The 24,790-nt window shown below is 45.8% G+C and carries 39 protein-coding genes; 9 read left to right on the top strand and 30 right to left on the bottom strand.

Going from position 1 to position 24,790, the window contains the following annotated elements:
- Positions 1 to 5: 5 nt before the first annotated feature.
- Positions 6 to 2,342: a penicillin-binding protein 1A gene (locus tag NHB35_RS00510; RefSeq protein WP_353432416.1), complete on the bottom strand. Its 2,337-nt coding sequence runs from the start codon at positions 2,340 to 2,342 to the stop codon at positions 6 to 8.
- A gap of 120 nt (positions 2,343 to 2,462) precedes the next feature.
- Between NHB35_RS00510 and NHB35_RS00505 the strand changes: the two genes are divergently transcribed.
- From NHB35_RS00505 to aroB, 5 genes are read left to right on the top strand one after another with little or no spacing between them, the layout of a single operon-like run.
- Positions 2,463 to 2,639, top strand: a complete 177-nt coding sequence (locus NHB35_RS00505) for a hypothetical protein (protein WP_353432414.1) — start codon at positions 2,463 to 2,465, stop codon at positions 2,637 to 2,639.
- A gap of 18 nt (positions 2,640 to 2,657) precedes the next feature.
- On the top strand, positions 2,658 to 3,158 hold the full coding sequence (locus NHB35_RS00500; RefSeq protein WP_353432413.1) for a hypothetical protein: 501 nt from the start codon (positions 2,658 to 2,660) through the stop codon (positions 3,156 to 3,158).
- Positions 3,155 to 4,255, top strand: coding sequence for a secretin and TonB N-terminal domain-containing protein (locus tag NHB35_RS00495; protein WP_353432412.1), 1,101 nt, complete (start codon positions 3,155 to 3,157; stop codon positions 4,253 to 4,255). Before NHB35_RS00500 ends, NHB35_RS00495 begins: the two co-directional genes overlap by 4 nt.
- Before the next feature lie 12 nt (positions 4,256 to 4,267).
- Positions 4,268 to 4,792 carry a shikimate kinase gene (locus NHB35_RS00490; RefSeq protein ID WP_353432411.1) on the top strand — a complete coding sequence of 175 codons (525 nt, stop codon included), beginning with the start codon at positions 4,268 to 4,270 and terminating at the stop codon, positions 4,790 to 4,792.
- An 8-nt stretch (positions 4,793 to 4,800) separates the two neighbouring features.
- Positions 4,801 to 5,883 (top strand): 3-dehydroquinate synthase, encoded by a 1,083-nt coding sequence (aroB, locus tag NHB35_RS00485; RefSeq protein ID WP_353432410.1) that lies wholly within the window; start codon positions 4,801 to 4,803, stop codon positions 5,881 to 5,883.
- Positions 5,884 to 5,896: 13 nt separating this feature from the next.
- Here aroB and cyaY read toward each other — a convergent pair whose 3' ends face one another.
- Entirely contained in the window at positions 5,897 to 6,328 is a 432-nt protein-coding gene (gene cyaY / locus NHB35_RS00480; protein ID WP_353432409.1) for an iron donor protein CyaY, read from the bottom strand.
- Between cyaY and NHB35_RS00475 the strand changes: the two genes are divergently transcribed.
- Together NHB35_RS00475 and lysA are read left to right on the top strand one after the other, a co-directional pair.
- Positions 6,327 to 6,530 (top strand): lipoprotein, encoded by a 204-nt coding sequence (locus tag NHB35_RS00475; RefSeq protein ID WP_353432407.1) that lies wholly within the window; start codon positions 6,327 to 6,329, stop codon positions 6,528 to 6,530. The genes cyaY and NHB35_RS00475 overlap by 2 nt on opposite strands.
- On the top strand, positions 6,530 to 7,828 hold the full coding sequence (gene lysA, locus NHB35_RS00470) for a diaminopimelate decarboxylase (protein WP_353432406.1): 1,299 nt from the start codon (positions 6,530 to 6,532) through the stop codon (positions 7,826 to 7,828). Before NHB35_RS00475 ends, lysA begins: the two co-directional genes overlap by 1 nt.
- A gap of 84 nt (positions 7,829 to 7,912) precedes the next feature.
- Here lysA and NHB35_RS00465 read toward each other — a convergent pair whose 3' ends face one another.
- Positions 7,913 to 8,644 (bottom strand): c-type cytochrome, encoded by a 732-nt coding sequence (locus tag NHB35_RS00465; RefSeq protein ID WP_353432405.1) that lies wholly within the window; start codon positions 8,642 to 8,644, stop codon positions 7,913 to 7,915.
- 114 nt (positions 8,645 to 8,758) lie between these two features.
- Between NHB35_RS00465 and yihA the strand changes: the two genes are divergently transcribed.
- A complete protein-coding gene (gene yihA / locus NHB35_RS00460) occupies positions 8,759 to 9,424 on the top strand; it encodes a ribosome biogenesis GTP-binding protein YihA/YsxC (protein ID WP_353432404.1) in 666 nt (221 codons plus the stop codon).
- Complete coding sequence (gene hemB / locus NHB35_RS00455) at positions 9,402 to 10,430, top strand: porphobilinogen synthase (RefSeq protein ID WP_353432403.1); 1,029 nt, start codon at positions 9,402 to 9,404, stop codon at positions 10,428 to 10,430. The genes yihA and hemB overlap by 23 nt, the downstream gene beginning before the upstream one ends.
- A gap of 42 nt (positions 10,431 to 10,472) precedes the next feature.
- On the opposite strand, the gene dsbD is transcribed toward hemB, so the two are convergent.
- From dsbD to rplB, 27 genes are all read right to left on the bottom strand, one after another.
- Positions 10,473 to 12,149, bottom strand: coding sequence for a protein-disulfide reductase DsbD (gene dsbD / locus NHB35_RS00450; protein WP_353432402.1), 1,677 nt, complete (start codon positions 12,147 to 12,149; stop codon positions 10,473 to 10,475).
- A gap of 2 nt (positions 12,150 to 12,151) precedes the next feature.
- A complete protein-coding gene (gene cutA / locus NHB35_RS00445) occupies positions 12,152 to 12,508 on the bottom strand; it encodes a divalent-cation tolerance protein CutA (RefSeq protein ID WP_353432401.1) in 357 nt (118 codons plus the stop codon).
- A 77-nt stretch (positions 12,509 to 12,585) separates the two neighbouring features.
- Positions 12,586 to 12,981 carry a 50S ribosomal protein L17 gene (gene rplQ, locus NHB35_RS00440; RefSeq protein ID WP_215384400.1) on the bottom strand — a complete coding sequence of 132 codons (396 nt, stop codon included), beginning with the start codon at positions 12,979 to 12,981 and terminating at the stop codon, positions 12,586 to 12,588.
- Between the two features lie 16 nt (positions 12,982 to 12,997).
- Positions 12,998 to 13,978, bottom strand: coding sequence for a DNA-directed RNA polymerase subunit alpha (gene rpoA, locus NHB35_RS00435; protein WP_173954864.1), 981 nt, complete (start codon positions 13,976 to 13,978; stop codon positions 12,998 to 13,000).
- Between the two features lie 23 nt (positions 13,979 to 14,001).
- Positions 14,002 to 14,625, bottom strand: a complete 624-nt coding sequence (rpsD, locus tag NHB35_RS00430) for a 30S ribosomal protein S4 (RefSeq protein ID WP_173954863.1) — start codon at positions 14,623 to 14,625, stop codon at positions 14,002 to 14,004.
- 115 nt (positions 14,626 to 14,740) lie between these two features.
- The gene (gene rpsK, locus NHB35_RS00425; protein ID WP_173954862.1) at positions 14,741 to 15,148 is read right to left on the bottom strand and encodes a 30S ribosomal protein S11; all 408 of its coding nucleotides are present in this window, start codon (positions 15,146 to 15,148) and stop codon (positions 14,741 to 14,743) included.
- 18 nt (positions 15,149 to 15,166) lie between these two features.
- Positions 15,167 to 15,532 carry a 30S ribosomal protein S13 gene (rpsM, locus tag NHB35_RS00420; RefSeq protein ID WP_173954861.1) on the bottom strand — a complete coding sequence of 122 codons (366 nt, stop codon included), beginning with the start codon at positions 15,530 to 15,532 and terminating at the stop codon, positions 15,167 to 15,169.
- Between the two features lie 24 nt (positions 15,533 to 15,556).
- Entirely contained in the window at positions 15,557 to 15,673 is a 117-nt protein-coding gene (gene rpmJ, locus NHB35_RS00415; protein WP_012357167.1) for a 50S ribosomal protein L36, read from the bottom strand.
- 34 nt (positions 15,674 to 15,707) lie between these two features.
- Entirely contained in the window at positions 15,708 to 15,926 is a 219-nt protein-coding gene (gene infA, locus NHB35_RS00410; RefSeq protein ID WP_068320132.1) for a translation initiation factor IF-1, read from the bottom strand.
- Positions 15,927 to 15,930: 4 nt separating this feature from the next.
- Positions 15,931 to 17,268 (bottom strand): preprotein translocase subunit SecY, encoded by a 1,338-nt coding sequence (gene secY, locus NHB35_RS00405; protein WP_353432400.1) that lies wholly within the window; start codon positions 17,266 to 17,268, stop codon positions 15,931 to 15,933.
- A gap of 18 nt (positions 17,269 to 17,286) precedes the next feature.
- Entirely contained in the window at positions 17,287 to 17,727 is a 441-nt protein-coding gene (gene rplO / locus NHB35_RS00400; RefSeq protein ID WP_173954859.1) for a 50S ribosomal protein L15, read from the bottom strand.
- 27 nt (positions 17,728 to 17,754) lie between these two features.
- On the bottom strand, positions 17,755 to 17,943 hold the full coding sequence (gene rpmD / locus NHB35_RS00395; RefSeq protein WP_068947704.1) for a 50S ribosomal protein L30: 189 nt from the start codon (positions 17,941 to 17,943) through the stop codon (positions 17,755 to 17,757).
- A gap of 23 nt (positions 17,944 to 17,966) precedes the next feature.
- Positions 17,967 to 18,485 (bottom strand): 30S ribosomal protein S5, encoded by a 519-nt coding sequence (gene rpsE / locus NHB35_RS00390; RefSeq protein WP_114639443.1) that lies wholly within the window; start codon positions 18,483 to 18,485, stop codon positions 17,967 to 17,969.
- A 17-nt stretch (positions 18,486 to 18,502) separates the two neighbouring features.
- Positions 18,503 to 18,856 (bottom strand): 50S ribosomal protein L18, encoded by a 354-nt coding sequence (rplR, locus tag NHB35_RS00385; protein WP_353432399.1) that lies wholly within the window; start codon positions 18,854 to 18,856, stop codon positions 18,503 to 18,505.
- 13 nt (positions 18,857 to 18,869) lie between these two features.
- On the bottom strand, positions 18,870 to 19,403 hold the full coding sequence (gene rplF, locus NHB35_RS00380; RefSeq protein ID WP_173954857.1) for a 50S ribosomal protein L6: 534 nt from the start codon (positions 19,401 to 19,403) through the stop codon (positions 18,870 to 18,872).
- A 10-nt stretch (positions 19,404 to 19,413) separates the two neighbouring features.
- Positions 19,414 to 19,809, bottom strand: a complete 396-nt coding sequence (gene rpsH / locus NHB35_RS00375) for a 30S ribosomal protein S8 (protein WP_068947700.1) — start codon at positions 19,807 to 19,809, stop codon at positions 19,414 to 19,416.
- A gap of 24 nt (positions 19,810 to 19,833) precedes the next feature.
- Positions 19,834 to 20,139, bottom strand: a complete 306-nt coding sequence (gene rpsN / locus NHB35_RS00370) for a 30S ribosomal protein S14 (RefSeq protein ID WP_353432397.1) — start codon at positions 20,137 to 20,139, stop codon at positions 19,834 to 19,836.
- 9 nt (positions 20,140 to 20,148) lie between these two features.
- Positions 20,149 to 20,691 carry a 50S ribosomal protein L5 gene (gene rplE / locus NHB35_RS00365; RefSeq protein ID WP_173954855.1) on the bottom strand — a complete coding sequence of 181 codons (543 nt, stop codon included), beginning with the start codon at positions 20,689 to 20,691 and terminating at the stop codon, positions 20,149 to 20,151.
- A 16-nt stretch (positions 20,692 to 20,707) separates the two neighbouring features.
- Positions 20,708 to 21,016: a 50S ribosomal protein L24 gene (gene rplX / locus NHB35_RS00360; RefSeq protein ID WP_173954854.1), complete on the bottom strand. Its 309-nt coding sequence runs from the start codon at positions 21,014 to 21,016 to the stop codon at positions 20,708 to 20,710.
- 9 nt (positions 21,017 to 21,025) lie between these two features.
- Entirely contained in the window at positions 21,026 to 21,394 is a 369-nt protein-coding gene (gene rplN, locus NHB35_RS00355) for a 50S ribosomal protein L14 (protein WP_173954853.1), read from the bottom strand.
- 183 nt (positions 21,395 to 21,577) lie between these two features.
- Positions 21,578 to 21,847 carry a 30S ribosomal protein S17 gene (rpsQ, locus tag NHB35_RS00350; protein ID WP_114639437.1) on the bottom strand — a complete coding sequence of 90 codons (270 nt, stop codon included), beginning with the start codon at positions 21,845 to 21,847 and terminating at the stop codon, positions 21,578 to 21,580.
- A gap of 12 nt (positions 21,848 to 21,859) precedes the next feature.
- A complete protein-coding gene (rpmC, locus tag NHB35_RS00345; RefSeq protein WP_068947697.1) occupies positions 21,860 to 22,054 on the bottom strand; it encodes a 50S ribosomal protein L29 in 195 nt (64 codons plus the stop codon).
- 14 nt (positions 22,055 to 22,068) lie between these two features.
- The gene (gene rplP / locus NHB35_RS00340) at positions 22,069 to 22,482 is read right to left on the bottom strand and encodes a 50S ribosomal protein L16 (RefSeq protein ID WP_011901907.1); all 414 of its coding nucleotides are present in this window, start codon (positions 22,480 to 22,482) and stop codon (positions 22,069 to 22,071) included.
- A gap of 2 nt (positions 22,483 to 22,484) precedes the next feature.
- Positions 22,485 to 23,312, bottom strand: a complete 828-nt coding sequence (rpsC, locus tag NHB35_RS00335; RefSeq protein ID WP_353432396.1) for a 30S ribosomal protein S3 — start codon at positions 23,310 to 23,312, stop codon at positions 22,485 to 22,487.
- Positions 23,313 to 23,320: 8 nt separating this feature from the next.
- Positions 23,321 to 23,653 carry a 50S ribosomal protein L22 gene (rplV, locus tag NHB35_RS00330; RefSeq protein ID WP_215317762.1) on the bottom strand — a complete coding sequence of 111 codons (333 nt, stop codon included), beginning with the start codon at positions 23,651 to 23,653 and terminating at the stop codon, positions 23,321 to 23,323.
- 7 nt (positions 23,654 to 23,660) lie between these two features.
- Positions 23,661 to 23,939: a 30S ribosomal protein S19 gene (rpsS, locus tag NHB35_RS00325; protein ID WP_011901904.1), complete on the bottom strand. Its 279-nt coding sequence runs from the start codon at positions 23,937 to 23,939 to the stop codon at positions 23,661 to 23,663.
- Positions 23,940 to 23,958: 19 nt separating this feature from the next.
- Positions 23,959 to 24,789: a 50S ribosomal protein L2 gene (gene rplB / locus NHB35_RS00320; RefSeq protein WP_353432395.1), complete on the bottom strand. Its 831-nt coding sequence runs from the start codon at positions 24,787 to 24,789 to the stop codon at positions 23,959 to 23,961.
- Position 24,790: the final 1 nt, after the last annotated feature.

The raw sequence follows: 24,790 nt of genomic DNA, 5'->3' as shown, positions 1-24,790 counted from the left end.
CCGAACTACTGCAGTTCGCGCACTCCGCCATTGGTTGCGAAGTCGGGAACATACCAATCACCATCAAGCTGAGTTACGCCGCTTGGTACTTCACGAGAGATTTGTGGAACATCTCTTAACGCTGTGCCCATATAGGAGATCCACATTGGCAGAGCCAAGCCGCCGCCCGTCTCACGGTCGCCCAAGCTCGCAGGCTTATCAAAGCCTATCCAAGCTATGGCAACGACTTTAGGGTTATAGCCAGCAAACCAAGCATCGTGTGACTCATTGGTTGTACCGGTTTTACCAGCAATATCAGAGCGGCCCAACTTGCCACGGGCACTTGCTGCAGTACCCGTCTTGGTTACTTCTTGCAACATGCTATCCATCACAAATGCTGTGCGCGCATCTAATACCCTAGGCGCACCATAGCCAACACTCGCAGGTTTAGCTTCAAATAATACGGTGCCTTTTGAATCTACCATCTTGTCAATTAAGAATGGATCGACGCGATAGCCACCGTTAGCAAATACGCTATACGCAGAAGCCATTTGCAATGGGGTGACTGAACCAGCACCAAGAGCCATAGTTAAGTACGGTGGATGTTTTTCAGGTTCAAAACCAAAACGTTGAATATATTCCTGAGCATATGAAGGACCAATCGCGCGAATGATACGAACAGAGACTAAATTCTTTGATTTCGCTAGAGCATTACGCAAACGCATCATGCCGTCATATTTACCATCATAGTTTTTCGGCTCCCAGGCTTGACTACCAGTCTCTAGGCTACCAATAGATAATGGCGCATCGTTGACCATAGTGCTAGGTGCAAAGCCTTTTTCAATTGCAGCGGCGTAGATAAAAGGCTTAAATGAAGAGCCTGGTTGCCGTAGCGCTTGAGTGACGTGATTAAATTGATTGCGACGGAAATCAAAGCCGCCCACTAAAGAAAGAATCGCGCCCGTCTCGGGGTTCATCGAAACAAACGCAGCCTCAACTTGAGGTAATTGCGCTAATTTCCAAATACTATCATCAGACAGCAATCTAACTATAGCACCAGGACGTAAACGTTTTTTAGGCTGAGTGCTGTCAGTGATTGATGCTGCCGCCAACTTCATACCATCACCCTTGATGGTGATGGTGTCGCCAGTAGCAATCATTACCTGCATTTCTTTTGGCTTCACGTCTAAGACGACGCCGGACTGTAAGTCATCTAATTGAGGATAGGCCAATAATGCTTCATCAATTGCGCGTTGTCGCTTGACTGGGTCCTCTGGTAAATCAATAAAACCTTCAGGACCTCTGTAAGCATGACGCAAGTCGTATTCGAAAATCCCACGACGAACCGCCCTATAAGCCGCATCTTGATCGGCCTTACTAATAGTTGTGTAAACATCAATTCCCTGCGAATAGATCGCTTCACCATATTGGCCGAAAAGTAACTGGCGCACCATTTCAGCGGGGAAGTCTGCGCGAACAGCAAACTCATTACCTAGTCCACGTATATGCAACTCTTCTGCCATGGCCTTTTGATACTCATCGGTGCTGATATACCCAAGATCACGCATACGCTGCAAGATATATTCTTGGCGCACCTTGGCGCGCTTGAAATTCGTTACCGGGTTGTATGCAGATGGGGCTTTTGGTAGGCCTGCCAACATCGCAGATTCAGCGATCGTAATATCCTTCAACTCTTTGCCAAAATAAATTTGTGCTGCACTAGAAAATCCAAATGCTCGCTGACCCAAGAAAATCTGGTTCATATAGATTTCTAGGATCTTGTCTTTTGTTAATTGCGATTCAATCTCCCAAGCCAGCAGCACTTCATAAATTTTTCGGCTGAAAGTTTTTTCATTGCTCAAGAAGAAATTACGCGCAACCTGCATCGTGATGGTAGAAGCGCCCTGAGACAGGTGGCCACGTAGGTTGGTCGCTGCCGCTCTTAATATACCCACATAGTCCACACCACCATGGGAATAAAAGCGATCGTCTTCAATGGCCAACACGGCATTACGCATGCTGCGCGGAATCTCATTGAGGGGAATTACTTTGCGGCGTTCTTCACCAAATTCACCGATTAATACTTTGTCAGCGGTGTAAATGCGCAAAGGCGTTTTTGGGTTGTAATCAGTTAAAGCAGAAATTTTTGGCAAATTCGGTTTTGCCACCAAGAATGCATAGCCAAATAGCAGCGTCACCACGAAAGCTACCGCAACACCAATGATGAGCAATGCCTTCATCAAAGGACTGCCAGATGATTGCCGAGGTGAACCTGGATTTACTCCTGGTTGACGAGGACGTCTATCGGGCGGACGAATGGGACGTCGATTAAACGTCGGCTTGTCTTTTGGGGGAAGCGCCATAAGTTCAAATTATAGGGTGCTTAGCCTATTTCAATAAAACATCTAAAACCCGTGTTTTCTGACAAACCATTCGGTCAAATCCGATGTTTTTGCTAAGCGCCAATTTTCACAATAAAGGGCATGCCTGCTCGCAAAATCTCCCCACAATCTTTTGATGACATTCTGATCGAACTTGGCGATGACCCAGCCATCCCAGACCCCCACGGAATTCGAAAACCTAACGCCCCAAAACACCCAGCTTGGGCCGAGATTGACCCTCCCCAAAAGCCCAAAATTCAACTCAATTTTCAAGATTAAATCCTTCAACTGGAAAGCTTGAAAAGGGTTGGCTTATATGTAGGGGGTGGAGGGCTACTAATCGCCTCTGCACTGGCGCTATTTTTAAGCTTTAACCCAATCAGCCCCACACAGGATCCCAGCACCGAACAGTCCATACAAGAAATCTCCGAACTGAAAAAGGAGCTTGATTTGTTGCGAGAGGAAATGCTCGATTTAGAAAATAGTCTTTATGAATCAATTGATTTAATAGAAGTGAGTGTTCACTCATTAGAGAAAATCAAGACACAATCCACCCCCAAAGCCAAGTCCACTACCATTCCTTTTGAGTCTGAAGTCCGTCGCTGGCGCTATTTGGGGCTCAGTCAAATGGGAGGTTCACATCGCGCCTTTTTCCACAACGGCAAGACCACTTTGATGATTGAAATGGGAGGGCTTTTGCTTGGGGATTGGAGGCTAAGCAATGCGGATAAAGAGACGGCCACCATCAACCACCCCCAAGGCAAATCCCTCACTCTTAAAGCTGCGATTTCCGAATGACTTTCAAATCCAAAATTACCAATCTGTGGGCAGTCCTCTTACTGGTTTTATTGATTGCCCCAGCTACAGGTTCGACCCCTGCAAACACAAATTTGCAGGCCCAAATTAGTCTGCAATTTACTGATATTGAGCTGGCTGAACTTTTACAAATTCTGGCAAAACTGGGTGGCACCAATTTTTTATTAAGCGAATCCATCAAAGGGAAGATCACAGTGGATCTTCAAAATACACCATGGCAAACAGCTCTTCATTCCATTTTGGCTAGCCGTGGTTTGCGCATCATTCGCAATGGCGACATTTATTGGATTGGACTCCATGCGGAAATTGTGGCATTCCAAAAATTTCGACGAGAAGATGCGGCACTTCCATTTGGTGGCGACCACATCAATAGCCCTAGACAGATTTTGATTGAGGCGCGGATTGTGGAAGCTGACGAACGCTTTGCACGAGAGCTTGGGGTAAAACTCAATCACCAGGCAAGCTCAATTAACAACAATCCAGAAAATAAAATTAGCAGCAATTTCGATCTATCTGGATCTGGTTTAAATGGCTTTAACCCTGCCGCAGTAGCGGCAACCTTGGTATCTAAGAACGCCAGCCGTCTTTTACAAATCGAGCTATCAGCACTGGAGTCTGAAGGACAAGGAAAGATTTTGTCCAATCCAAGAATCATGACTGGGGATCAAGTGAAAGCAACCATTGAACAAGGCACTGAGCTGCCCTACCAAACCACCTCACAAAATGGCAGCAAATTGCAATTCCGCAAAGCCAATCTTCGCTTGGAAGTTTTACCCAAGATTCATCCGGATGGAAAAATCTCCATGCTGGTAGGCATCAATAAAGACACGATTGGAATGAAAACAGAGCAAGGTTATGCCATCGATACTAAAAGCCTAAGTTCTGAAGTCACTGTAGAAAATGGAGGAACTGCAATCATCGGGCGAATCTTTCAAACCACAGAGCGAGAGGATGAAGTCAAAGTCCCTTTATTGGGAGATATCCCCCTTCTTGGCCATTTATTTCGCCATAAATCTAAATTACAAGACAAAACCGAACTCTTGGTCTTTCTTACCCCTACCGTCCTTGATAAACCCTAATAAAATCGAGGGGTGAACTCTACGACAAACAATATCTTTCTAATCGGCCTCATGGGCGCCGGAAAGTCGACCGTCGGTAAGGTTCTCGCCAAAAAATTAGGCCGCCGTTTTTTAGATGCTGATCATGTCATTGAAGAGCGTTGTGGCGTCAAGATTCCGGTGATCTTTGAAATGGAAGGCGAGGAAGGGTTTCGGAAACGTGAAGCTCAAGCTATTCGAGAAATCACAAACGAACACAATATTGTTTTAGCGACTGGCGGTGGGGCAGTGCTGCTTCCTGAAAATCGCAAAGCACTAAGCGATCATGGTACGGTTATTTATCTTCACGCAAATCCAATTGAGCTATGGCATCGCACCAAAGGTAGTGAAGGCCGTCCCTTGCTACGCAACGGTGACGCTAAAAAAATTCTAGAGAACCTATATGCAATTCGCGATCCTTTGTATCGAGAAATTGCTGACCACGTTATTGAGACTGGCAAGCCCAGCGTCAATCAACTGGTCAATACACTTATCATGCAGCTTGAACTTTCCGCTTGAACACAATCATGAAAACACTTGAAGTAGATCTTGGTAATCGTAGCTATCCTATTTACATCGGCGCTGATTTAATTGATCAGTCCGGTCTCTTTAAAGCCTGCGAAAAGTCGAGCTCTATCTTCATCGTTACTAATACTACTGTTGCACCCTTGTATGCACAGCGACTTACAAAGACCTTGGAAACTTTTGGAAAGACAGTTAGGACAATTGTTTTGCCTGACGGCGAGTCTTATAAAGACTGGAAAAATCTTCAGCTGATTTTTGATGACCTCCTAAAGTTTGGCGCCGATAGACAAACGATGCTAGTAGCCCTGGGTGGTGGCGTTATTGGTGATATGACAGGATTTGCGGCTGCGAGCTTTATGCGTGGTGTTCGTTTCATTCAAGTACCAACAACGCTTTTAGCTCAAGTAGATTCTTCCGTTGGCGGCAAAACAGGGATCAATCATCCGCTAGGCAAAAATATGATCGGCGCATTTCATCAGCCCGTTGCCGTCATTGCCGATCTGAATACTTTAAAGACGCTTCCTGCCAGAGAGCTCTCCGCAGGTTTAGCAGAAGTGATCAAGCATGGCGCTATTGCCGATGCCAAGTTTTTAGATTGGATTGAGGCAAATGCAAAGCCACTGCTGGCATGCAATACCGATGCAATGAGTCATGCTGTTTTACGGTCTTGTGAAATTAAATCAGCAGTGGTGTCAGCTGATGAGCGAGAAGGTGGAATTCGTGCAACCTTAAACTTTGGACACACATTTGGTCACGCCATTGAAGCGGGCATGGGCTATGGTGAATGGCTTCATGGTGAAGCCGTGGGATGTGGCATGGTCCTCGGCGCCGATTTATCTTGCCGTCTCAACTACATCACCAAGGCAGAAGCAGATCGCTTAACAAAAATTATTCAGTCCATGAATCTTCCGATCATTCCTCCAAAATTTGGTGGGGAACGCTATCTTGAACTCATGCAAGTAGACAAGAAAACCGAGGGCGGTCAAATCCGCTATGTTGTTCTAGAGAAAATCGGCAAGGCCCAAATTCAGGGGGTGCCAGATGCTCAGGTTCTTGAAACTTTGACCGCAACAGGGGCTGCTTAAGCTCCTGTAGTTATTAATTTTTTATTAGTTGAATTTTGATTGGCTGACCAGCTTGCACGCTAGCAAATTCAGAAAGATCACTTAGCAACTCTTTACCTGTTTTTGTATCGAGCCACACCGGTTGAGCTATAGTGCCAGCCCAACGATAGTGATAGCCGCCAGATTTTGCAGCCACCCATATTTCATGCAAAGGCGGTTGTGTATTGACCACGATGACGCTTTTATCCCGAAATCGAATATTGATGACATTGCCACCTTGTCGCTCAACATCAAGGTCTAAATCGAGCTCATCATCGGCAGTCTCTAAAGCCACCTCAATGGAGTGCAACAATTGTGCGCCTAGCTGGTGAAACTGCTTGTCATCAATGGCTTCTACATTCGAGCTATTTGCATTCATAAAAAGGGCCTGCGTGCTATATTCAATCATTCGTTTAGAGACATTCATGATAGCGATTCTTTATAGAACCCTTGGTATTGCCTTCCTAATACCCCTTATTGGATGTGGGGTTAGAGGTCCTTTATATATGCCAAATGTGCCACCAGCTCCAACTGCGCCAACAGAGCCAGAGCCCAAGGGCAAGCTCTATCCACCCCAAACTACATCAACCACACCAACAAGCAATAATATTTCTTCATCGGCTAAGTAATGACAAGCAATTCACTTTCACTTCCTCGCTTATCTGGTTTTACAGAGCGCAATGGCACTTGGTATGCCGAAGATATTGCTTTAGCAGACTTGGCAAAAGAATTTGGCACACCACTATATGTGTATAGCAAAAAGGCACTGACTGAGGCATACCAAGCCTATGACAAAGCCTGCGTTGACTCCAAAGGCAAACGTCGTGCTCGCGTTCATTACGCTATGAAAGCCAATAGCAATTTAGCAGTCATTAACTGCTTCAAAGAGCTCGGTGCTGGTTTCGATTTAGTGAGCGGCGGTGAACTCGCGCGCGCCCTAGCCATTGGCGCAGACCCGAAGAGCCTTGTCTTTGCTGGGGTTGGCAAATCCGCAGCTGAAATTGCTAGCGCCCTTAAAGCAGGCGTCAAATGCATCAACGTGGAATCCATTGCAGAGCTACACAAAATTAATCGGGTTGCTACTGAACTTGGATTGCGCGCCCCAATTTCTCTGCGCGTTAATCCAGACGTAGATGCACAAACGCATCCCTACATCTCTACGGGATTAAAGGGAAATAAATTCGGTATCGCATATCACGAAGTTTTAAAAACTTATCGTGAGGCATCATTACTTTCTCAAATTGATGTGGTCGGCATTGATTGTCATATTGGCTCTCAAATCACCACCACTTCGCCTTATCTTGATGCGCTCGATAAAGTGCTAGACCTAGTTGAGCAACTCAAAAAAGAAGGTATTGTGATTCACCATTTGGATTTGGGTGGGGGCCTTGGAATCGCCTACAGCGATGAAACTCCACCTGACATTACCGAATTCACCAACACTCTTTTAGATCGCGTGGCAGAGCGTGGCTTTGGCCATCTAGATGTTGTTTTAGAACCTGGAAGATCCTTAGTAGGCAATGCTGGCATTCTTCTAACTACCGTGGAATACCTCAAGCCAGGTGCAGAAAAGAACTTCTGCATCGTTGATGCGGCCATGACTGAACTCATGCGCCCGGCCTTATATGAAGCTCACCATGGCATTGTTCCGGTTCAGGCAAAACAAGCAAAAAGCCTCAAATATGATGTTGTTGGCCCAGTATGTGAATCTGGAGACTGGCTTGGTAGAGATCGTCAGCTTGCAGTAGATGAAGGCGATTTGCTGGCGATTCTTTCAGCTGGAGCTTATGGATTTGTGATGGCCTCAAACTACAACACACGCCCCAAGCCCGCAGAGATTATGGTGGATGGCAAGAATGCTTATGTCATTCGTGTACGTGAAAATACACAAGATCTATTTGCAAGTGAAAGTGTTTTGCCTAAATAATTTTTTCGAGTTTGATTCATCTGAAATGAACAAATAAAAACCCCGCTAGAACAGCGGGGTTTGTTTTTGGTTACTACTTATTTTTTAATGTAAGCCTGCGATGTAGTCAGACACTGCTTTCATTTCTTGATCAGAGAGCTTGGAAGCAATCGTTGTCATTTGGCTGCTGTTCTTACGAACACCATCACGGAATGCAAGTAATTGTGCGTTCGTGTAATCAGCCCATTGACCGCCCAAACGTGGGTACTGAGCAGGGATACCGGCGCCATTAGGACTATGGCATGCAGCGCAAGCAGGAACACCTTTTGCGGCAATACCGCCGCGGTAAATGCTTTGACCCAATTCAATCGTGTCTTTGTTTTGAGCAACACCTTGTGAAACAGGTTGCTTAACCAAGTATGCAGAAATATTTTGCATATCTTGATCCGTCAAAGTGGCAGCCATTCCCATCATGACTGGATTTGCACGAGTGCCTTCTTTGAAGTTTTTCAATTGCTTGGTTGTGTAGGCAGCATGCTGAGCGGATAACTTGGGCCAAGTAGCAGTGGCGCTTTGACCCTTAGGTCCGTGACAAGTTAGGCAAGCAGTAACTCCACGACTAGCTTCTCCATTGGAATACAGCGCTTCGCCAGCAGCTGGGTCAACTTTAGGCTTACCTGGAACTGCAGGCTTTGCTTCAGCTGCAGGAGCTGCAGCAGCCGGAGCAGCATCATTTGCAATTGCCAATCCAGAAACGCCAATCAAGGCGAAAATGGAGAGGGCAGCAAAACCGGCGCGCAAGCTAGTGAATTTGGAGATTTGGGAGGTTTGACGCATTATGTTTACCTTGGCAAAAATTCCTAAAAGTGTTTGGGCCCTACTTTTACAACCTTTTACCCAACACCATGAGATATTTCATGATTTTGCGTGATTTTACAATAGCTTCTAGACATGTCTAAACTCTTTCAAGCCCGATTCGCCACCACAGTCAATGACACCCATTGCCTGCCTGCCGCCCCCCTGAGGGAGGTAGCGTTTGCTGGTCGCTCAAATGCGGGTAAATCCAGCGCAATTAATGTCCTATGCAATCAAAAAAGGCTCGCCTTTGCCAGTAAAACCCCGGGCCGCACCCAGCACATCAACTATTTCGGTCTTTTCTCAAAAGACGAGCTTTTGGCCTATTTAGTCGATTTACCGGGGTACGGCTATGCAGCAGTCAATCACGAGACCAAATACCACTGGAATACCCTACTTAGCGACTATCTCCAAGAGCGCGAGCAATTGGTTGGCATGATCCTGATTGTGGACTCAAGGCGTGGACTCACGGATTTGGATGAGCAGATGATTCAATGGTTTGTGCCAACAGGCAAACCTATTCATGTTTTATTAAGTAAGTGCGACAAACTCAATAAAAGTGAATGCAAGCACGCGCTGGAGGCGGTTCTTAAACAGCTTCAACAATACGATCCAGCACTACCCGACGGCACTGGAGAGTCAAAGCAGCTTACGGCACAATTATTTTCAAGCACCAAGCGTATCGGCCTAGAAGAGGCAGATAATCTCATTATTAAATGGCTATTTGAACCACAAAACCATGAAGACCAAAACCCAAGTTAACGCTTTGCTCAGCTTTCCCAATCATCGTCCTCGCCGTATGCGCCGCGACGACTGGTCTCGTCGCCTCATGCAAGAAAATACTGTTTCTGCAAATGATTTGATTTATCCCGTCTTCTTGTTAGAGGGCAAAGGCAAGTCCGAGGCTGTCGCTTCTATGCCAGGAGTGAACCGCCTCTCCTTAGACCTGCTTATTCCGGTCGCACAAGAGTGTGTTGATTTGGGCATTCCGGTTCTAGCACTCTTTCCTGTGATCGATGTCTCACTAAAAACGCCCGATGGCAAAGAAGCATTTAATCCTAATGGCTTGATCCCAAATGCGGTTCGTGAACTCAAAAAACATTTTCCTAATTTAGGAATCATGACGGATGTTGCGCTTGATCCTTACACAAGTCACGGTCAAGATGGTGTTCTAGATGAACAAGGTCGCATTCTCAATGATGAAACTACCGCCATCCTAGTTAAGCAAGCAATTGCACAAGCGCAAGCAGGCGTAGATATCGTTGCGCCCTCCGACATGATGGATGGACGTATCGGAAAAATTCGTGAAGCACTTGAAGAGCATGGTTTGATTCACACGCGCATCATGGCTTATTCAGCTAAGTACGCGTCCGCTTTTTATGGTCCATTTAGAGATGCTGTTGGCTCAGCAAAAAATCTTGGCAAAGCAGATAAAAAAACCTACCAAATGGACTGCGCCAATGGCGACGAGGCTTTGCGGGAGGTTGCTCTCGACATTAGCGAAGGCGCTGACATGGTTATGGTCAAACCTGGTATGCCTTATTTGGATATTGTGCGCCGAGTACGCGAAGCGTTTGATTACCCTACCTATGCCTACCAAGTTAGCGGTGAATACGCCATGCTCAAAGCAGCAGCTCAAAATGGCTGGCTCGATCACAACGCTGTCATGATGGAATCACTGCTCGCATTTAAGCGCGCTGGAGCAGATGGTGTATTAACTTATTTTGCGCTAGAAGCAGCGCGTTTAATAAAAGCAAACAGCAAATAATTTTATTTATTTGCTGTTGTTTCTGTTTGCCTGCTGGCTTTTTTACTGCGTTATCACCTGTTTTAAGCGGTCAATAAAACGCTGTGGCGACATGTAGCCGATCACCCTTTGGTCTTTTTGCTCTTCAGAATCTTGATTGAAAAACAAAATTCCAGGCGGGCCATACAAACCAAATTTCTTAAGTAATGCCTGGTTCTCAGGGCTATTCGCAGTCACATCGGCTTGCACTAAAACTAGTTGTTTTAATTGCTTGCTGACCTCTGCATTTGCGAAGGTATTCACTTCCATTTCTTTGCAACTAATACACCAGTCGGCATAAAAATCAAGCATGACAAACTTCTTTTCTTGTTTTGCTTTTACTAATTGCGCATCCAACTCTGCTAGTGAGTGAATTACAACAAAAGATAAATCGCCTACCTGATGAACACTTTGATCGTTGCTGATTTTGGCAAGTCCGCCGACATCATTTTTTTGCATTAAGGGTGACGCTATCCATGCTGCGGTTGCCACTAATAAAACTCCGAGGGTGCGCTGTAGCCATACCATCCAGATACCGGTTGAGGGAATTAATATGCGCGCTTCAATCGCAATGAAAAACAAAGGCAAACCCATACCAAGAGCCATTACAAAGAGCAGACTTGCGCCAAGACTCATTGAACCTGTTTGAGCAATAAAGGCCAAGACACCGGCTAATGGGGCCGTAATGCAGGGGCTGGCCACCAATGTAGAAATACCGCCTAAGGCAAAGGCACCAAAGACGCTACCCCCTTTTTGGCGCCCTGCTAGTCTATCAATGCGCTGATGCCAGGCTTGAGGTAAACGTAGGTCATATAGTCCAAATAGACTGCCCGACAAGACGAGAAGCAATACTGCAAAGGCGATTAGGGCGATTGGGCTTTGCAAAACACGCTGCACGCTTCCACCAAGAGCAGCCATCAGGACACCCGCCAACGCATATATCAAAGCCATGCCAAATACATAGGCGAGGGCTAAAACACTAGCGCGCCCCTTGGATATAGCTTTGCCATCTTGCACACCAAATATGACGCTAGACAAAATCGGCAGCATTGGCAATACACAGGGCGTAAACGCCAAGGCAAGACCCAAAACAAAGAACGCCAAGAATAAATAATGGGTTGAGGCATTTTCTAGAAAGCGTCCAATCGCACTAACATCATCACGCTCGCGCCACAAATCGCTCAAACTAAATTCTGTAGATAAAAAAACTTGCCCCTGTGCTTGCGGATCAATTACTTCTGGAATTGGCGACACCTTAACACCAGGACCTGAGAGAAGCAATTTCAAAGTCATTGGCGGATAACAAATCCCAGCTTCTGCACAACCCTGCAGCGTTACTTCTAAATGAATTGGTTTACTTGGATTTACTTTTGTATCTACAAATACCAAAAATGGCTCTTTGTAGACTTGCAGTTTTTTTCCAAATGTTTCATCAAACTTCTCAACACCAGATGGCAGTGAGGGCCTTATATTGCTTAGCTTTGCTGTCTGTTGCCCGATTTGAAATTTTAGGGACTCTTGATAAATGTAATAGCCTTTAGCAGGGAAAAATTCGAGTTCAATTTGATTAGAATTTTCCAACCAAGTAGCTTCTACACGAAACGCTTTTTCAGGAGGTAAAAATTCTGGGGCTGCAAACAGTTGAGTGGATGCGAGCAATAGGAGTGCGAGAACTCTCGTAATTAATAAATGCAATTTCATGACTAGGAATTTACCTCTGAACTTACCCATGCGCCATATTGCTCTGAATGTTGTTCCGGAGTAAACGCCAAAATCTCCGGCAAATCATAAGGATGATTTTTTTCAATAAAACTGGAGATGGTTCGCCATTGATTCACAGTTGTTTTGGCAGATAGCAATACTTCCGCTTCCTCGCAAACTTTACCCTCCCAACGATAGATCGATTGGATGCCACTACTAAGCTGAACGCAAGCCGCAATCCTTTTCTCTACAAGCGCATGAGCAAGGCTTTGAGCGGTTTCCAAGCTAGGAAGACTGGTAACTACCACCAATAGCTGGTTGGGCTTTACTGAGAGCATTTCGGAAGGGTTTTGAGGCATATCGTATTTATAAACCGATCAATGAAAAAAGCCAGACCGAGGCCTGGCTTTTTTAATTTACCGCACAACTAAAGGGCTTAAGCCTCTTCAGCTACAGCTGCTGTTTCTTCAACTTCTGGGCGATCAACCAACTCAACCAATGCCATTGGAGCATTGTCGCCATGACGGAAGCCAAACTTCAAAATACGAAGGTAGCCACCTGGACGTGTTGCATAGCGTGGGCCAAGTTCTGTAAAGAGCTTAGTCACGATATCGCGATCACGAGTGCGATTAAATGCCAAACGACGGTTTGCTAAGTTGTCTTTTTTACCCAAGGTAATCAAAGGCTCAACAACCATACGCAATTCTTTTGCTTTTGGCAAAGTGGTTTTAATCACTTCGTGCTCCAAAAGAGAATTGGACATATTGCGTAGCATCGCCAAGCGATGCGAAGATGTTCTGTTTAGTTTGCGTAAGCCGTTTCCGTGACGCATGATGCTTCCTTTCTAATTATTTCTCGAGGTTAGCTGGAGGCCAGCTTTCGAGTTTCATGCCGAGACTTAAGCCACGAGCAGCCAATACGTCTTTGATTTCATTCAAGGACTTACGGCCCAAATTAGGCGTCTTCAACAATTCATTCTCTGTACGTTGGATCAAATCACCGATGTAGTAAATGTTCTCAGCCTTCAAGCAGTTCGCAGAGCGAACTGTTAGCTCAAGATCATCTACTGGGCGCATCAACATTGGATCAACCATTGAAGAGCGGCTTGGTGCGAGATCGCCAGAAACTTCGCTGCTCTCAAGAGCTGCAAATACAACCAATTGGTCAACCAAGATACTTGCAGCTTGACGAATTGCCTCTTCAGGAGACAACACACCATTCGTTTCGATAGTCATAACGAGACGATCGAGGTCAGTGCGTTGCTCAACACGAGCAGATTCAACAGCATAGCTAACACGGCTAACCGGGCTAAATGAAGCATCTAAAACGATGCGGCCAATGATCTTAGAAGTTTCGTCGTTGTATTGACGAACGTTACCAGGAACATAGCCACGACCTTTTTCAACTTTGATTTGCATATCCAACTTGCCACCAGCAGACAAGTGAGCGATCACGTGATCAGGATTAATAATTTCTACATCGTGTGGCAAATCAATATCTTTAGCGGTAACGACGCCTGGGCCTTCTTTACGCAAATTGATAGTGACTTCGTCACGTGACTGCAACTTAAACACGATACCTTTGAGGTTAAGCAAGAGGTTTACAACGTCTTCTTGCACACCATCCAAAGTGGAATATTCATGGACTACACCTGCAATAGCTACTTCAGTTGGAGCATAACCAACCATCGAGGACAAAAGTACACGACGTAGTGCATTGCCGAGTGTGTGACCATAGCCACGCTCGAACGGCTCCATAACAACCTTAGCTTGGTTGGCGGTAAGCGCTTCAACAGAAATAATTTTTGGCTTGAGCAAATTTGTTTGCATATTTTTTCCTTGAGAGTGCCTAATTAACGTGAATACAATTCGACGATCAAACTTTCATTAATTTCACCGCTGATATCTTCGCGGTCAGGCACTTGCTTAAATGTTCCCTCCAGCTTAGCTGCGTCAACTGAAACCCAGGTAACTGCAGACATTTGCTGAACCAAATTGAGTGATTCTGTAATACGGGCTTGCTTCTTCGCTTTTTCACGAATTGCAACAACATCGCCAGGTTTAACCTGAATCGATGGAATATTCACCGCGCTACCATTCAACATAATGGCGCCATGAGAAACCAACTGACGTGCTTCTGCGCGTGTTGAACCAAAGCCCATGCGATAGACCACGTTATCGAGACGTGACTCTAACAGCTGAAGCAATGTTTCACCTGTATTACCTTTACGACGCTCAGCTTCTGCGAAGTAACGACGGAATTGACGCTCTAATACGCCATAGATACGCTTAACCTTTTGCTTTTCACGCAACTGATTACCGTAATCCGATGTTCTTGAGCCAGATGTACGACCATGTTGACCAGGCTTAGTATCTAACTTGCACTTGTCTGACAGGGCGCGACGTGCGCTCTTTAAAAATAAGTCGGTACCTTCCCGACGTGCTAATTTGGCCTTAGGGCCTAAGTAACGTGCCACGATGTTTTCCTTTCTTTGCCGCAGTCTTGCGACCGGCGGTGAGTTCGCCCTTTAAATCAGGCGAACAGTGGGCTTTAATAAAAACTACTAAAACTTGTACTACCAACTTCCTAGCTTAAATACGACGACGCTTAGGGGGGCGGCAACCATTGTGTGGAACTGGAGTTACGTCTTGAATCTCAGTGATCTTGATGCCCAATGAGTTCAATGCTCGAACTGCTGATTCACGACCTGGGCCTGGACCCTTGATCTGAACTTCCAAATTCTTGATACCGCATTCAATAGCCACTTTGCCAGCAACTTCTGCAGCTACCTGAGCAGCAAAAGGTGTTGATTTACGTGAGCCCTTGAAGCCCTGGCCACCAGAAGTTGCCCATGAAAGCGCATTTCCTTGACGATCAGTAATCGTAATGATGGTGTTGTTGAAAGAAGCGTGAACGTGCGCAATACCGTCAGCAACGTTCTTTTTAACCTTCTTACGAGCGCGCTGTGCAGCAGCGGAAGCGGATTTTTGTTGTGCCATGTCAATAAACTTTCTTGATTATTTCTTCAGTGCGATGCCAGACTTACGCGGACCCTTACGAGTGCGCGCATTTGTCTTAGTACGTTGACCACGTACAGGCAAGCCCTTGCGATGACGAACGCCACGGTAGCAACCCAAGTCCATCAAACGCTTGATGCTCATAGTTACTTCACGACGAAGATCACCCTCGGTGATGAACTTACCTACTTCATCACGTAACTTTTCCAAGTCAGCGTCAGTAAGATCTTTAACTTTTTTGTCAATTGCAACACCTGTGGTTTTGCAAATTTGATGTGCCCGAGTTGTGCCAATACCAAAGATTGCTGTTAAACCGATAACAGTATGTTGATGATTTGGGATATTTACCCCAGCGATACGTGCCATGAGATTTCCTCTTAATTAACCAGATCAGCCTTGACGCTGCTTATGACGTGCGTCTGAAGAACAGATCACGCGCACAACGCGTTTGCGCTTAATGATCTTGCAATTTCTGCAAATACACTTAACGGATGCTAAAACTTTCATAACTCACCTCTTAAAAATAGGTACTACTTAATCTTTACTTCGCACGGAAAATGATTCTGGCGCGCGTCAGGTCGTAAGGAGTCATCTCCACCGTCACCTTATCTCCAGGCAGAATACGGATATAGTGCATCCGCATCTTTCCAGAAATGTGCCCTAAAACCACATGTCCGTTTTCTAGCTTCACGCGAAACATTGCGTTCGGCAAATTCTCTACAACTTCTCCCGCCATCTGAATTACATCGTCTTTAGACATTCAGTTAAGCGCCCATCTTAAAGTTGGCTTTTTTCATCAAAGAGCCATATTGCTGCTGCATGACAAATGACTGAACTTGAGCCATGAAATCCATTGCAACAACCACAATAATCAACAATGAAGTACCACCGAAATAGAACGGCACGTTGTACTTCAACACCAAGAATTCTGGCAACAAGCAAACCAGAACCATATAAATTGCACCAGCCAAAGTCAGGCGCACCAAAATCTTATCGATATAACGCGCTGTTTGATCGCCAGGACGAATACCAGGAACAAATGCGCCGCTCTTCTTCAAATTCTCAGCAGTTTCACGGCTGTTAAATACCAAAGCGGTATAGAAGAAACAGAAGAAAATGATCGCTGCTGCATACAAAATGGTGTAAACAGGTTGGCCTGGAGCCAAAGTAGCTGCCAAGTCCTTAATGATTCTGCTAAACATATTGGTTGGCTCGCCTGATGTAAACCAGCCAGCAATAGTTGCAGGGAACAAAATAATCGAGGAAGCAAAAATTGGAGGGATAACACCAGCCATATTCAACTTCAATGGGAAGTATGAAGATTGGCCACCGTAAATCTTGTTACCAACTTGCCGTTTAGCGTAATTCACCAAAATACGGCGCTGACCACGCTCTACAAACACTACAAAATAAGTTACTGCTACAACGATCACCACGATCAAGAGAGCAGAAATAATATTCATTGAACCAGTACGAACTAGCTCTAAAAGGCTAGCTAATGCATTTGGCAAGCCAGACACAATACCACCAAAAATAATGATGGAGATACCGTTACCTAAGCCGCGCTCAGTAATTTGCTCACCGAGCCACATCAAGAACATCGTGCCAGTAACTAAAGTAACAACTGTATTTAATTCAAACATCAGACCTGGATTGATCACCAAGCCTGGTTGCGCCTGTAATGCAACAGAAATTCCTAATGCTTGGAATGTTGCCAAGAATACAGTGCCATAACGGGTGTACTGAGTAATCTTGCGCTGACCGGCTTGACCCTCTTTTTTCAATGCTTCCAATGATGGGAGAACGATGGTCATTAACTGCATGATGATTGATGCAGAAATGTAAGGCATGATTCCCAACGCAAACACGGTGAAGCGAGACAAGGCGCCGCCAGAGAACAAGTTAAACATTCCCAAGATGCCGTCTTTTTGACCAGCAAATAACTGGGCCAATTGGTCTGGATCAATACCAGGAACTGGAATATGTGCGCCCAAACGATAAACGAGCAATGCCAGCACCAGGAAAACCAAGCGACGACGTAAGTCGCCGAACTTGCCTCCTGCTGAAGCAGCGCTTGCGCTATTGGTAGGTGCTAATGCCATGTTTACTCAGAAAACCTGTTAAGCCAACTCAACTAATTTGCCACCAGCTGCTTCAATCGCTGCTTTTGCGCCAGCAGTAGCTGTAATACCCTTGAGGGTTACAGCAATTTTGAGTTCGCCAGTTTTAATGACTTTCACTGCATTGATTTGCTCACCAGCAAAACCATGAGCTTTTAAAACCAAGAGGTCAACTTCAGGCAAATTGATTTTTGCTAAGTCGTTCAATGTAATTTGACCAACATGACGACGTGTCAAGGATACGAAACCGCGTTTTGGCAAACGACGATACATAGGCATCTGACCGCCTTCGAATCCAACTTTGTGGAAACCACCAGAACGGGATTTTTGACCTTTGTGACCACGGCCAGCAGTTTTACCAAGACCAGAGCCAATGCCGCGACCTACGCGACGACGTGCCTTCTTAGAGCCTTCTGCGGGTTTGAGTGTATTGAGTTGCATATTCTTCGCCTATTTACTAGCTAGTTATTAGCCAATGACTTTCACTAGATAAGAAACTTTATTAATCATGCCGCGAACAGCTGGGGTGTCTTCCAACTCGGAAACTGAGTTGATGCGACCAAGACCTAAACCACGTACCGTTGCACGGTGGCTTTCGCGTGTACCAATCAAGCTGCGCACTAATTGCAGTTTGACTTTGGAGTTTGATTTTGTCATTTGTAGATTCCTAATATTGGGTCTTAGCCGAGAATCTCTTCAACTGACTTACCGCGCTTGGCAGCAATCTCAGCAGGAGTACTCATCTTGCTTAAACCATCAATCGTTGCACGAACCATGTTGTAAGGGTTTGTTGAGCCAAGTGACTTTGCTACAACGTTTGTTACACCCATCACATCAAAAATAGCGCGCATTGGGCCACCAGCAATAACGCCAGTACCGTCTTTAGCTGGAGAGATCAAAACGCGTGAAGCGCCATGTTGACCAATCACTGAATGCTGCAATGTACCTTTACGCAAAGGCACCTTGATCATCTTGCGGCGAGCTTCGTCCATTGCTTTTTGAACAGCAACTGGAACTTCTTTTGACTTGCCCTTACCCATACCGATGCGGCCATCACCATCGCCAACTACAGTGAGCGCAGCGAAGCCGAGAATACGACCACCCTTAACCACTTTAGTTACACGATTAACAGCAATCATCTTCTCGCGAAGACCATCATCACGCTCTTCGTTTTGCATCTTAGCTTGCATTTTTGCCATGTTTTTTCCTAAACCTATTAGAACTTCAAGCCGGCTTCACGCGCAGCTTCAGCTAAGGCCTTAATACGGCCGTGGTAGCGATGACCAGAGCGATCAAAAGCAACATCCACAACGCCCGCCTTAACGGCACGCTCAGCAACTAACTTGCCGATTTGTTTAGCTGCTTCAGCGTTACCGCCGTTTTTGATTGCTTGGCGCAAATCTTTTTCCATTGTTGAAGCAGCTGCGACAACTTTGGTTCCGCATGGGCTATAAACCTGTGCAGAAATATGCGAATTGCTACGGATAACTGTTAAGCGATTTGCCTGAGCTTCGGCAATGCGAATACGAGTCTGCCGAGCGCGTCTTTGTCTAGATTCGTCTTTATTCATTTTCTAATCTCGCTTACTTCTTCTTAGTTTCTTTCAGATGCACAACCTCATCCACGTAGCGAACACCCTTGCCTTTGTATGGCTCTGGTGAACGGTATGCGCGAACTTCTGCTGCAACCTGGCCAACTTGTTGCTTGTTGGAGCCTTTGATAATGATTTCAGTTTGCGATGGAGTCTCAGCCTTCACACCCTTTGGCAGGTTGTAAATGATGTCGTGAGAAAAACCCAACTGCAACTTCAATGTTTCGCCTTGAGCTTGAGCACGGTAACCAACGCCTACCAAGCTAAGCTTGCGCTCAAAGCCAGTAGTTACGCCAACAACCATGTTGTTAACCAATGCGCGTGCTGTACCTGACTGAGCACCAGCTTCTGGTGAGTCGTTATTCAAAACAACTGTCAGTACACCATCTTCTTGTTTCAAACCAACAGAAGGATGCAAGTTATGTGTCAATGTACCCAATGGGCCCTTAACAGTAATGTTTGCACCGTTGATGCTGATTTCAGCGCCCTTCGGAACTGTAATGGGTGATTTACCTACGCGGGACATATTTCTCTCCTTAGGCTACGTAGCAAATAACTTCGCCGCCCACGCCTGTTGCACGTGCTTTACGGTCTGTCATTACGCCTTGAGGGGTTGAAATAATTGCAATGCCCAAGCCATTCATAACTTCTGGAATGTCATGGCGGCCTTTATAGATACGTAGGCTTGGTGTTGATACACGGTCGATACGCTCGATAACAGGACGGCCTGCATAGTATTTGAGATCAATGTGGAGCACTGGCTTAGCTGCTTCACCTTTGATTTCAAAACTCTCGATATAGCCTTCGTCTTGCAATACCTTTGCGATGGCTACTTTAACTTTTGACGACGGCATTGTGACCAAAGGCTTCTGCACTGCTTGCGCATTGCGGATCCGGGTCAACATGTCGGCGATTGGATCGCTGATACTCATGAGTTCTCCTAATTCTTTCGCCGCTTACCAGCTGGCCTTGGTTAAACCGGGGATTTCGCCACGGAAGGCGATTTCACGAATCTTGCCGCGAGCCAAGCCGAATTTACGGAATGTGCCACGTGGACGACCGGTTAATGAACAACGATTTCTTTGACGAATCGGGCTTGCGTTACGTGGGAGAGCCTGGAGCTTCAAACGAGCTTCATAACGCTCTTCATCACTGCGTGATTGATCAGCAATGATTGCCTTGAGTTCGGCACGCTTAGCAGCGTACTTCTCTACTGTTTTTGCGCGCTTATTTTCGCGCTCAATTAGGGATACTTTTGCCACGTTAGCCTCTTAATTACGGAAAGGGAATTTGAATGCCGCCAACAAAGCTTTTGCTTCTTCGTCAGTCTTAGCAGTCGTCGTAATACTGATGTTGAGACCACGGAGGGCATCAATCTTGTCGTATTCGATTTCAGGGAAAATAATCTGTTCTTTAACGCCGATGTTGTAGTTACCGCGGCCGTCAAATGCTTTACCAGAAATACCGCGGAAGTCACGTACGCGTGGCAAAGCAACAGTTACAAAACGATCTAAAAATTCGTACATGCGTTGACCACGCAATGTCACCATGGCACCAATTGGGTAGCCTTGACGAATTTTGAAACCTGCAATCGCTTTTTTAGCTTTTGTTACAACTGGCTTTTGGCCTGCAACTTTAGTTAAATCGCCAACTGCATTTTCGATAACTTTTTTATCGTTCACTGCTTCGCCCAAGCCCATATTGAGGGTCACCTTGGTGATGCGTGGAACTTCCATTACAGACTTGTAACCAAACTTAGCGATCAAATCTGCAACAACTTTAGCTTGATAGTGCTCTTGAAAACGTGTGCTCATAATCTCTCTCCGCCCCTTATGCGCTCAATGTTGCACCAGTGGTTTTGAGGAAACGCTGCTTTTTGCCATCAACGAGCTTTATACCAACACGTGATGGCTTGCCGTTACCGTCAACCAAAGCCACATTAGAAATGTGAACGGGCATAGTCTTATCAATCAAGCCACCGGTAACACCAGCAGCTGGATTAGGTTTAACACTCTTCTTGTAAACATTTACGCCTTCGATAACGAGTTTGTCATCGAGAACAGCCGTTACAGTTCCTTGCTTGCCTTTATCACGGCCAGTCAATAGAACGACGGAATCACCTTTACGAATCTTATTCATGTCAGCCTCTTAAATTACTTCGGGGGCAAGAGAAACGATCTTCATGAACTTCTCAGTACGCAATTCGCGTGTGACAGGTCCAAAGATACGTGTGCCAATTGGCTCTAACTTAGCGTTGAGCAATACCGCAGCGTTGTCATCGAACTTAATCAATGAACCGTCTGGACGGCGTACACCCTTAGCTGTTCTAACAACAACAGCGTTATAAATATCACCTTTTTTTACACGGCCGCGTGGAGCAGCTGACTTCACAGTGACTTTGATTACATCACCAATACTGGCGTAACGACGCTTAGAGCCGCCCAATACCTTGATGCACAACACTTCACTGGCGCCTGTGTTATCGGCAACCTGCAATCTACTTTCGGTTTGTATCATTTCTAATCCCCAACTTATTAGCCAAAGGCAAACAGTCTTGGTTCCGTCTATGGGCTTTAACGAAAGCTAAAACCCGGAATTAATGAAAAACACTGCTTCTCCAATAAAACCAGAGAAGCCTTCTATTCTACTACGAAAAACAAGGTTTTGGAAAGAAACTTCTCCAAAACCCTATAAAAAGCCTTAAATACCCTTTGAAGCCTGAACCAAACGGGTCACAACCCAAGATTTAGTACGTGAAATTGGCTTAGATTCAGCAATTTCAACGGTATCACCCATCTTGTATGTGCCTGCTTCGTCATGAGCATGGTACTTTTTCGACTGGCCAACATACTTACCAATCACTGGATGCTTAACTTGACGCTCAACCAACACGGTCACAGTTTTTTGCATTTTGTCGCTAACAACGCGGCCCACGAGGGTACGGCGCAAGGGTTTAGATAATTCTGTCATATCCCTTTTTCCTTATTTCTGAGCAGTCTTTTGAGCAATAAACGTCTTCACGCGAGCAATATCGCGCTTCGTTTTACCCAATTGGCTGGTATTGGTCAGTTGCTGAGTACCCTTTTGCATACGGAGCTTAAAGTTAGTCTTTAAGAGCTCTGTCAATTCTGCATTTAAGGCAGTCAGATCTTTCGCTGCTAATTCTTTATTTTTCATAATCTCTATCCCGATCAACCTAAGTGGCGAATCACGAAGGTAGTCTGTAAAGGCAACTTAGCTGCGGCAAGCTTGAAAGCTTCGCGCGCCAATTGCTCATCCACACCATCCATCTCGTAAAGCACTTTACCTGGTTGAATTTCAGCTACGTAGTACTCTGGGTTACCTTTACCGTTACCCATACGTACTTCAGCAGGTTTTTGTGAAATTGGCTTATCTGGGAAAATACGAATCCAAATACGGCCACCACGTTTAATGTGACGGGTCATTGCGCGACGTGCTGACTCGATTTGACGAGCAGTTAAACGTCCACGACCAACGGCCTTCAATCCAAAGTCACCAAAGGCTACAGAACTACCGCGTGTTGCCACGCCAGTGTTACGGCCTTTTTGTTCCTTACGATACTTGCGACGCTTTGGTTGTAGCATGCTTACTCTCCTGACTTCTGCGCATCAGCGGCAGGTGTTTCAACCTTACGCACGCGCTTTACTGCTGGCTTAGCAGCAACTAATGGCTTGTCAGCACCAGCAGCTGGTTTACGAGCAGCTGTTTTGCTTGGAGCACGACGAGTTTTCTTTTCTTCTGCAGCAGGTTCAGCAGCTGGAGCAGCTACCTGAGCTTCTGCACCGCGACCCAATGTGTCACCTTTGTAAACCCAAACTTTTACACCGATGATGCCGTATGTAGTTTCAGCTTCTGATGTTGCGTAATCAATATCCGCCTTCAATGTATGAAGTGGAACGCGACCTTCACGATACCATTCGCGACGTGCAATTTCTGCGCCATTCAAACGACCAGAAGACATAATCTTGATGCCTTGTGCACCAAGACGCATTGCGTTTTGCATAGCACGCTTCATGGCACGGCGGAACATAATGCGCTTCTCTAACTGTTGAGTGATAGAGTCAGCGATTAATTGTGCGTCAACTTCTGGCTTACGGATTTCTTCGATGTTGACGTGAACTGGAACGCCCATACGCTTTTGTAATTCACGACGGAGAACTTCAATATCTTCGCCCTTTTTACCAATCACAACGCCAGGACGTGAGCTATAGATAGTGATGCGTGCGTTCTTCGCAGGACGCTCAATCACAACCTTGCTAACAGATGCATTCTTTAACTTCTTCTTCAAATAGCTGCGAACATCTACGTCCTCTTTCAGCATCTTTGCGAAGTCAGTATTGTTTGCATACCAACGTGATGTCCAATTCTTCGTTACCGCGAGTCGGAATCCGGTAGGGTTAATTTTTTGGCCCATATTTTTCCTTAGTTACTCAAGGTCACGCTAATGTGACAAGTTTGTTTTTCAATTTGATTGCCACGACCCTTAGCGCGCGCTGTGAAGCGCTTTAAGGATGTTGCCTTATCAACGATGACCGCTGATACCTTGAGCTCATCAATGTCAGCACCTTTGTTGTGTTCAGCATTTGCGATCGCTGACTCAACTACTTTTTTCACAATGAAGGCAGCTTTTTTGGGGCTGAAGTTCAAAATGTTTAATGCGCGAGCAATCGGCAAACCACGGATTTGGTCAGCGACCAAACGTGTCTTTTGCGCTGAAATGCGGGCACCCTTGTGAATAGCTTTAACTTCCATCATCATCCCCTTACTTCTTCGTTACTTTCTTGTCAGCAGCGTGACCTTTGAAAGTACGGGTCAAGGCGAACTCGCCTAACTTATGACCCACCATGTTTTCTGATACATAAACCGGAACGTGTTGGCGACCGTTATGCACAGCAATCGTCAGACCAATGAAGTCTGGGAGGATTGTTGAACGGCGTGACCAAGTTTTGATCGGCTTTTTGTCCTTATTGGCTTGTGCAACTTCAACTTTTTTTACTAAGCTGGCGTCGCAGAATGGGCCTTTTTTAGCTGAACGTGTCATATCTATTTATCCTTATCGCTTAACGTTTTTGACGACGTTGAACGATCATCGAAGTTGTGCGCTTATTGCGACGTGTGCGATAACCTTTGGTTGGGGTGCCCCATGGAGATACAGGTACACGGCCTTCGCCAGTTCTACCTTCACCACCACCGTGTGGGTGATCTACTGGGTTCATTGCCACACCGCGAACGGTTGGGCGAATACCACGCCAGCGATTTGCACCTGCTTTACCAATTTGACGCAAGCTGTGCTCTTCGTTACCAACTTCACCAATAGTGGCGCGGCACTCTATCAACACACGGCGAACTTCGCCAGAGCGCAAACGTACTTGAGCGTAAACACCCTCACGCGCCAACAATACTGCTGAACCACCAGCAGAACGAGCAACCTGAGCACCTTTGCCTGGGAGAATTTCTACGCAGTGAATAGTGCTACCAACTGGAATGTTACGAATTGGCAAATTGTTACCAGACTTGATTGGCGCTTCAGAGCCATTCATGATTGCCTGGCCAACAGTCATACCTTTAGCAGCTGGGATGTAGCGACGCTCACCATCAGAAAACACGATCAATGCAATATTTGCACTGCGGTTTGGATCATATTCCAAGCGTTCAACTTTTGCTGGAATACCATCTTTGTCGTTGCGCTTAAAGTCAACAACACGATAGTGATGCTTATGACCACCACCTTTATGACGAGTAGTAATGTGGCCGTTGTTGTTACGACCCGCTTTTTGAAACTGCGGCTCTAACAATGGTGCAAAAGGCTTACCTTTATGGAGGTCGGGATTAACCACCTTGACCATTGAGCGACGACCTGGCGAGGTCGGTTTAGTTTTCATCAAAGGCATG

It is taken from the genome of Polynucleobacter sp. MWH-UH23A, assembly GCF_040409805.1.
In the GTDB taxonomy this organism is placed as follows: Bacteria; Pseudomonadota; Gammaproteobacteria; order Burkholderiales; family Burkholderiaceae; genus Polynucleobacter.
The sequence above is the reverse complement of the archived record's forward strand: the minus strand, read 5'-3'. Positions and strand labels throughout refer to the sequence as shown.